The 7,532-nt window shown below is 73.8% G+C and carries 6 protein-coding genes and 1 riboswitch; of the genes, 3 read left to right on the forward strand and 3 right to left on the reverse strand.

Annotation, left to right across the window (positions count from 1 at the left end):
- Window positions 1-1,207 (reverse strand): DNA polymerase III subunit gamma and tau (locus WML84_RS11205; protein WP_347346229.1); only part of this gene is annotated, 1,207 nt, incomplete at its 3' end.
- A gap of 201 nt (window positions 1,208-1,408) precedes the next feature.
- Window positions 1,409-1,503, forward strand: a riboswitch (TPP riboswitch).
- On the opposite strand from WML84_RS11205, the gene thiM reads away from it, so the two are divergent.
- The 3 genes from thiM to WML84_RS11220 all read left to right on the forward strand — a co-directional run bounded on the left by thiM (window position 1,495) and on the right by WML84_RS11220 (window position 4,489).
- The gene (gene thiM, locus WML84_RS11210) at window positions 1,495-2,379 is read left to right on the forward strand and encodes a hydroxyethylthiazole kinase (RefSeq protein ID WP_347346230.1); all 885 of its coding nucleotides are present in this window, start codon (window positions 1,495-1,497) and stop codon (window positions 2,377-2,379) included. (Overlaps the previous riboswitch by 9 nt.)
- A complete protein-coding gene (thiE, locus tag WML84_RS11215; RefSeq protein ID WP_347346231.1) occupies window positions 2,376-3,020 on the forward strand; it encodes a thiamine phosphate synthase in 645 nt (214 codons plus the stop codon). Before thiM ends, thiE begins: the two co-directional genes overlap by 4 nt.
- Window positions 3,017-4,489 carry a bifunctional hydroxymethylpyrimidine kinase/phosphomethylpyrimidine kinase gene (locus WML84_RS11220; protein ID WP_347346232.1) on the forward strand — a complete coding sequence of 491 codons (1,473 nt, stop codon included), beginning with the start codon at window positions 3,017-3,019 and terminating at the stop codon, window positions 4,487-4,489. The genes thiE and WML84_RS11220 overlap by 4 nt, the downstream gene beginning before the upstream one ends.
- Window positions 4,490-4,596: 107 nt before the next feature.
- Here WML84_RS11220 and WML84_RS11225 read toward each other — a convergent pair whose 3' ends face one another.
- Both WML84_RS11225 and WML84_RS11230 read right to left on the reverse strand, forming a co-directional pair.
- Window positions 4,597-7,119: a glycosyl hydrolase family 65 protein gene (locus tag WML84_RS11225; RefSeq protein ID WP_347346233.1), complete on the reverse strand. Its 2,523-nt coding sequence runs from the start codon at window positions 7,117-7,119 to the stop codon at window positions 4,597-4,599.
- 36 nt (window positions 7,120-7,155) lie between these two features.
- Window positions 7,156-7,532: HAD-IA family hydrolase (locus WML84_RS11230; protein WP_347346234.1), on the reverse strand; the 377-nt coding region annotated here is incomplete at its 5' end.

Below are 7,532 nucleotides of genomic sequence, written 5' to 3' on the forward strand. Positions count from 1 at the left end.
TCGTCGACGCGTCGCCCGACGGCCGGCCCGCTCCCGAGCCGGCGGGAGGCGTCGCGACCGAGGCGACCGGCGGGTGCCCGGCCGATGCGGCGACCGGACCGGTCGCGGCCTCGCTCGCGAGCACGCGGGCGATCATGAGCTCCAGCTGCAGCCGCGGCGACGTGGCCCCGGTCATGTCGTCGAGCGCGGCGACCACGAGGTCGGCGATGCGCGAGAGCCGCTCGGCGCCGAACACGGCCGCCTGGCCCATGCGCTGGGTCAGCTCGTCGGACGAGATCCCGCGCAGCACGGCGGCGGCCCCCTCGCCCGTCGCTGCCACGACGATCAGGTCGCGCAGCCGCTCGAGCAGGTCGTCGACGAAGCGCCGCGGGTCCTGGCCGGTCTGCACGACGCGATCGATCGACGCGAACGCGGCCGCGGCGTTGCGCGCGCCGAGCGCGTCGACGATCTCGTCGAGCAGCTCGGCGTGCGTGTAGCCGAGCAGCGCCACCGCGCGCTCGTACCGCACCGACCCGGCCTCGGAGCCCGCGATCAGCTGGTCGAGCAGCGACAGCGTGTCGCGCGGCGAGCCTCCGCCGGCGCGCACGACGAGCGGCAGCACGCCGGGCTCGACGGCGACGCCCTCCGTCTCGCACAGCCGCTCGACGTACTCCAGCATCGCCGCGGGGGCGACGAGGCGGAACGGGTAGTGGTGCGTGCGCGAGCGGATCGTGCCGATGACCTTCTCGGGCTCGGTCGTCGCGAAGATGAACTTGACGTGCTCGGGAGGCTCCTCCACGAGCTTGAGCAGGGCGTTGAAGCCCTGCGCGGTGACCATGTGCGCCTCGTCGAGGATGAAGATCTTGAACCGGTCGCGGGCCGGGGCGAAGATGGCCCGCTCGCGCAGGTCGCGCGCGTCGTCGACACCGTTGTGCGAGGCGGCGTCGATCTCGACGACGTCGAGCGATCCCCCGCCGCCGCGGCTGAGCTCGACGCAGCTGTCGCACACGCCGCACGGCACGTCGGTGGGGCCTTCGGCGCAGTTGAGGCAGCGGGCGAGGATGCGCGCCGACGTGGTCTTGCCGCAGCCGCGCGGGCCCGAGAACAGGTACGCGTGGCCGACCCGGTCGCCGCGCAGCGCGGTCATGAGCGGCTCGGTGACCTGCGACTGCCCGATCATCTCGCCGAACGTCTCCGGACGGTATCGGCGGTAGAGGGCTGCGGTCACCAGGCCAGCCTACGCGGTGCCCCCGACACGCGGCATGAGTGCCTCACACGCCTGTGCGCGCGGCACATCTTCGGAGATCTGCACATCGTCGGAGACTTCCGGCCGGATCCGTCCGACGAGGCGCAGTTCTCCGACGAACCGCGGCGCTCCCAAAGCCGCGCCGGGTTTGACAGGGCCGACCGGGTGCCTGCTAGATTCCTCGGCAATGACACGGGGTGCCCGCGCCGCGGGCTGAGATCACACCCGTCGAACCTGATCTCGTTCGTACGAGCGAAGGGATGTCCCCCATGAGCGCACGCGCCTCTGCCCGCGTCTCCCCCGCCGAGGCCCTCGCGGCCCTGCGCGCGGCGCATCCTCTGGTGCAGTGCATCACGAACGCCGTGGTCACCAACGTCACCGCCAACGCGCTGCTGGCGCTCGGCGCGGCGCCCGCGATGTGCGACATCCCGGGCGAGGCCGGCGTCTTCGCGCGTGTCGCCGGCGGCGTGCTCGTCAACCTCGGCACCCCGACCTCGGAGCAGCGCGACGCCGCGCGCGAGGCCGTGACGGCGGGCACCCCGTGGGTGCTCGACCCGGTCGCCGTGGGCGTGCTGCCGGTGCGCACGCGCCTCGCCGCCGACCTCCTCGCGCACGGTCCGTCGATCGTCCGCGGCAACGCCTCGGAGGTGCTCGCGCTCGCCGGCGCGGGAACCGGCGGACGGGGGGTCGACGCGACCGACGGTCCGGATGCCGCGCGCGCGGCGGCGATCGCGCTCGCCCGCCGGACCGGCGCGGTGGTCGCGGTCTCGGGTGCCGTGGACCTCGTGACCGACGGGACGGACGTCGTCCGCGTGCACGGCGGCGACGCCCTGCTCACCCGGATGACCGGGGGCGGATGCTCGCTCGGCGCCACGATGGCCGCGTTCCTCGCCGTGTGCGATCCGCTGGCGGCGGCGGTCGCGGCATCCGTCGTCCACGCGGTGGCCTCCGAGCGCGCCGCCGCCGTCGCCGACGGTCCGGGATCGTTCGCCGTCGCCTTCCTCGACGCGCTGTCGGGCGTCGCGCCCGGCGACCTCGCCGACGCGGGCCGGCTGACCGTCGAGCCCGCGGGCGACCCCGGCGACGGACCGCCGGACGCACGAGCGGCGACCGATGGCGCCGCGGCATCCCGCGCCGGGGAGGTCGCACGATGAGCGCCGACCTCTCGCTGCACCTCGTCACCGACCACCGCGTGCCCTTCGCACGCCTGACCGGCATCGTCGACGCCGCGATCGACGGCGGGGTCACCGTCGTCCAGCTGCGCGACAAGACGGCGAGCGCCCGCGACCTGATCGCGTACGCGGTCGCGCTCGCGGACGTCGTCGCGGGGCGGGCGGCCTTCGTCGTCGACGATCGCCTCGACGTCGCGCTCGCCGCGCGCGACGCCGGCGCCCGCGTCGACGGCGTCCATCTCGGCCAGAGCGACGTGCCGCCGCAGCTGGCGCGGCGTCTCCTCGGCGCCGACGCGATCGTGGGCTGGACCGCGAACACGCCCGTGCACCTGGATGCCGCGCACGCGATGCCCGCGGGGACGATCGACTACCTCGGCGTCGGGGTCATCCGGCCCACGGCGACCAAGGCCGACCACCCGGAGCCGCTGGGCGTCGCGGGGTTCGCCGGCCTCGCCGAGGCGACCCCGCTCCCCTGCGTCGCGATCGGCGGGGTCGTCGCGGACGACGTCGCGCCGCTGCGCGCCGTCGGGGCCGCGGGAGTCGCGGTGGTCTCCGCGATCTGCGCCGCCGACGATCCGCGCGCCGCGGCCGCCGCCTTCGCCGTCGCCGGTGCGCGCCGATGAGCGTGCCCCGCGTCCTCAGCATCGCCGGCACCGATCCCACCGGCGGCGCCGGCATCCAGGCCGACCTCAAGTCGATCGGCGCACTCGGCGGCTACGGCATGGCCGTGGTCACCGCGCTCGTCGCGCAGAACACGCAGGGCGTCCGGTCGGTGCACGCCCCGCCGCCCGCGTTCCTCGACGCGCAGCTGCGCGCGGTGAGCGACGACGTCGAGATCGACGCGGTCAAGATCGGGATGCTGCACTCCACCGCGGTCGTCGACGTCGTCGCCGCGTGGCTCGAGGACGTCCGTCCCCCGACGGTCGTGCTCGACCCGGTGATGGTCGCCACGAGCGGCGACCGCCTGCTCGACGCCGAGGCCGAGGAGGCGGTGCGCGCCCTGTGCCGCCGCGCCGACCTCGTCACGCCGAACCTCGCCGAGCTCGCCGTGCTCACCGGCTCCGCGCGTGCGGGCACGTGGACGGATGCCGTCGCCCAGGCCCGCGCCCTGCACGCCGACACCGGCGCGACCGTGCTGCTGAAGGGCGGGCACCTCGACGGCGCGCTGTGCCCCGACGCCATCGTCGGCGCCGACGGCGTGCACGAGATCGAGGGCGCCCGCGTGACGACGCGCAACACCCACGGCACCGGATGCTCCCTGTCGTCGGCGATGGCGACGCTGCGGGCGAGCGGGATGCCGTGGCCCGATGCGCTCGCGCGCGCGAAGACGTGGCTCACCGGCGCGCTGCGGCACGCCGACGCGCTCCGCGTGGGGCGCGGTCACGGCCCGATCGACCACTTCCACGAGCTCCGCGGAACCGAGCGGCACGAGGCCGGGCCGCGAGAGGCCTCGGCGTCCGAGCCCGCCGGCGCCGTGCCGTGGAGCACGAGCGTCTGGGAGGGCACCACCGGCATCCGCGCCGACGTCGACGCGTGCTCGTTCGTCGCCGGCCTCGCCGCGGGCTCGCTCCCGCTCGACCGCTTCCACCGCTACCTCGCCCAGGACGCCCTCTACCTCCGCGCGTACTCCGGCGTGCTCGCCCGCGCGGGCGACCTCGCCGTCGCCCCGGACGAGCGGGACTTCTGGCACGGCGCGGCGGCGTCCGCGCTCGAGGAGGAACGGCGCCTGCACCGCGTGCGGCTCGGCGGCGCGGCGGATCCGCAGCCGGGGCCGGCGACGACCGCGTACCTCGCCCACCTGTCGGGCGCCGCGGCATCCGGGTCGTACACGGTCCTCACCGCGGCCGTGCTGCCCTGCTTCTGGCTCTACACCGATCTCGGCGCGCGCCTGCGCACGCACGCGCGCGAAGGCCACCCGTACGCCGACTGGCTCGTGGCGTACGGCGATCCGGTGTTCGCGGCGGCCACCGCCGAGGCGGTGTCGATCGCCGAGCGCGCGGCCGCGACGGCATCCCCCGTCGATCGCGCTCGCATGGACGAGGCGTTCATCGCCTCGATGCGACACGAGCTGGCCTTCTTCGACGCGCCCTGACGGAGCAGCCGGCGCTGCGCATCGTCGGAGATCTGCACGTCGTCGGAGGATCCGGTCCGGATCTGTCCGACGATATGCAGATCTCCGACGAACGGCAGCGGGCCCGCCTACGAGGAGGGCTCGTCGTCGGCGAGGACCTCGCCGACCGTCTCGAGCAGCGGGAACGGCACCATGGGGTCGGGCACCGAGGCCGACAGCAGCGTGCCGTCCTCGCGACGCGCCTCGGCGATCTCGCCGAGCCGCGGCCGGCCCTCGCGCACGGGGCCCTGGTCGACCAGCGGCACCACGACGGACTGCCCGCCCTCGATGCGATGCGGCACGCCGCGCACCGCGAAGTCGACCGCGTCGCCCTCGCCCGCGTCGATCCGGAACTCGGTCTGCGTGACCGCGACCCGCAGCTCGGTGCCCCGCCAGTGCAGCGTGTACTCCAGCGACGGCCAGCCCGCCGGCAGGCGCGGGTCGAACGTCAGGTCGCCGTAGTGGTCGCGCATGCCGCCGAAGCCCGACACGAGCGCCGTCCACACGCCGCCGGCCGACGCCACGTGCACGCCGTCGGTCGCGTTGTTGTGCAGGTCGGCGAGGTCGACGAACAGCGACGCGCGGAAGTACTCCAGAGCCAGGTCGCGGTAGCCGACCTCGGCCGCCAGGATCGACTGGACGACGGCCGACAGCGTCGAGTCGCCCGTGGTCAGCGGGTCGTAGTACTCGAAGTCGACCAGCTTCTCCTCGGCCGTGAAGTGGTTGCCCTGCAGGAACAGCGCGAGCACCACGTCGGCCTGCTTGAGCACCTGGTAGCGGTAGATGACGAGCGGGTGGAAGTGCAGCAGCAGCGGTCGCTGCGACTCCGGCGTGTTCTCCAGGTCCCACACCTCGCGCTCGAGGAAGACGGCGTCCTGGGGGTGGATGCCGAGGCCCTCGCTGAACGGGATGTGCATCGCCTCGGCGGCCGCCTCCCAGGCATCCGCCTCCGCCGGGTCGAACGACAGGCGCTGGACCATCAGCCGGTACGCCTCCGGGGCGTCCTGGGCCATCTCGCGCACCGTCCGCGCCGCGAAGCGCAGGTTGAAGCGGGCCATGACGTTCGTGAACAGGTTGTCGTTGACGACCGTCGTGTACTCGTCGGGACCGGTGACGCCGTGGATGTGGAACGACTCGGCGTCGCCCGCCTCGCCGAACCGCCAGAACCCGAGCGAGGCCCACAGCCGCGCCGTCTCGACCGCGATGTCGACGCCCTCGCGGTGCAGGAACTCCTCGTCTCCGGAGGCGCGGACGTACTTCGCGAGCGCGAAGCTCACGTCGGCGTTGATGTGGTACTGCGCGGTGCCGGCGGCGTAGTAGGCCGACGCCTCCTCGCCGTTGATCGTCCGCCACGGGAAGAGCGCCCCGGCCTCGCTGAGCTGGCCGGCGCGCTTGCGGGCCGCCGGGAGCATCAGGTAGCGCATGCGCAGCGCGTTGCGGGCCCACTGCGGGGTCGTGTACGCCAGGAACGGCAGCACGTAGATCTCGGTGTCCCAGAAGTAGTGGCCGCTGTATCCCGACCCGGTGAGGCCCTTGGCCGGAACGCCCAGCCCGTCCGCGCGCGCGGACGCCTGCGCCAGCTGGAACAGGCACCAGCGCACGGCCTGCTGCAGGTCGTCGTGGCCGCCGATCACGACGTCGGAGCGATGCCAGAACGCCTCGCACCAGGCGGCCTGGCGGTCGAACTGTCGCTGCACGCCCTCGGACTGGACGCGGTCGAGCGTGCGGCGGCCGCGGTCGACGAGCTCGCGCGGGGGCACGCCGGTCGACGTGTGGTAGCTGACCAGCTTCGTGACCGTGACGGGCACGCCCGCCTTCGCCTGCACGCGGAAGACGTTCTTGGCGATGTCGGGCTCGACGAGCGTGCGGGCCGAGTACTCGTTCCCGGTCTCGACGACGTGGTCGGCGACGACCGCGATCGTCATGCCGGATGCCGCGACCCGGTACGACAGCACGGCGCGCAGGCCGTCCTGCCAGTACTCGGCCGGCAGCAGCACGCGCTCGTGGAACGTGTCGGAGCGGCGCGGGTCGAAGCCGGCCTTCTTCGGCGGCAGCGGCGTGCCGCCGTACACGTCCTCGCCGTCCTGGCGGTTGACGAGCTGGCAGCTGATCGTCACCGGAGCGTCGGCGTTGAGGACCGTGACCGTCACGCGCATGACCGCGAGGTGCTTCTCCTCGAACGACACCATGCGGTCGAAGTCGATGACGACGTCCTTGCCGCTGGGCGTCGTCCAGCGCACGTGGCGCGTGAGCACGCCCGCGCGCATGTCGAGCGCCCGCTCGTACTCGCGCATGTCGGCGGTCTCGAGCGTCAGCGGCTCGTCGTCGACGTAGACGCGCATGACCTTCGCGTCGGGCGCGTTGACGAGCGCCTGGCCGACCTCGGCGAGCCCGAACGCCTGCTCGGCGTGACGGATCGGGAAGATCTCGTGGAACCCGTTGATGAAGGTGCCCTGCTCGTGCGCGTGGCGACCCTCCGGGTGGTTGCCGCGGAGCCCGAGATAGCCGTTGCCGACGGCGAACACCGACTCGGTGACGCCGATGTCGTCGGAGGAGTAACGCGTCTCGACCAGACGCCACGGGTCGATGGGGAACCGATCACGATCGAGCATGGGATGCCTCCGGTGAGGGACGGGTGAGCGGGGCGGTCAGACGAACTCGGCGAGATCCTGCACGACGACGTGCGCGCCGGACTCGAGGAGCGCTTCGGCTCCGGCGCCGCGGTCGACGCCGACGACGAGCCCGAACCTGCCCGCGACCGCCGACTGCACCCCGCTGTGAGCGTCCTCGACCGCGACGCTGCGCGCGGGATCGACACCCATCATGCGGGCGGCCTCGACGAAGACGTCGGGAGCGGGCTTGGACGGGAGGTTGTCCCGCTCGGCGACGACGCCGTCCACGAGAACCGGGATGCGCGAGCGCAGACCCGCGGCGGTGAGCACCTCGTCGGCGTTCTTCGAGCTCGACACCACGGCGATCGGCACGTCGGCGGCCTCGAGCTTGTCGAGGAGCGCCACCGAGCCAG

Origin of the sequence: Microbacterium sp., from assembly GCF_039812165.1 — a bacterium.
GTDB lineage: Bacteria > Actinomycetota > Actinomycetes > Actinomycetales > Microbacteriaceae > Microbacterium.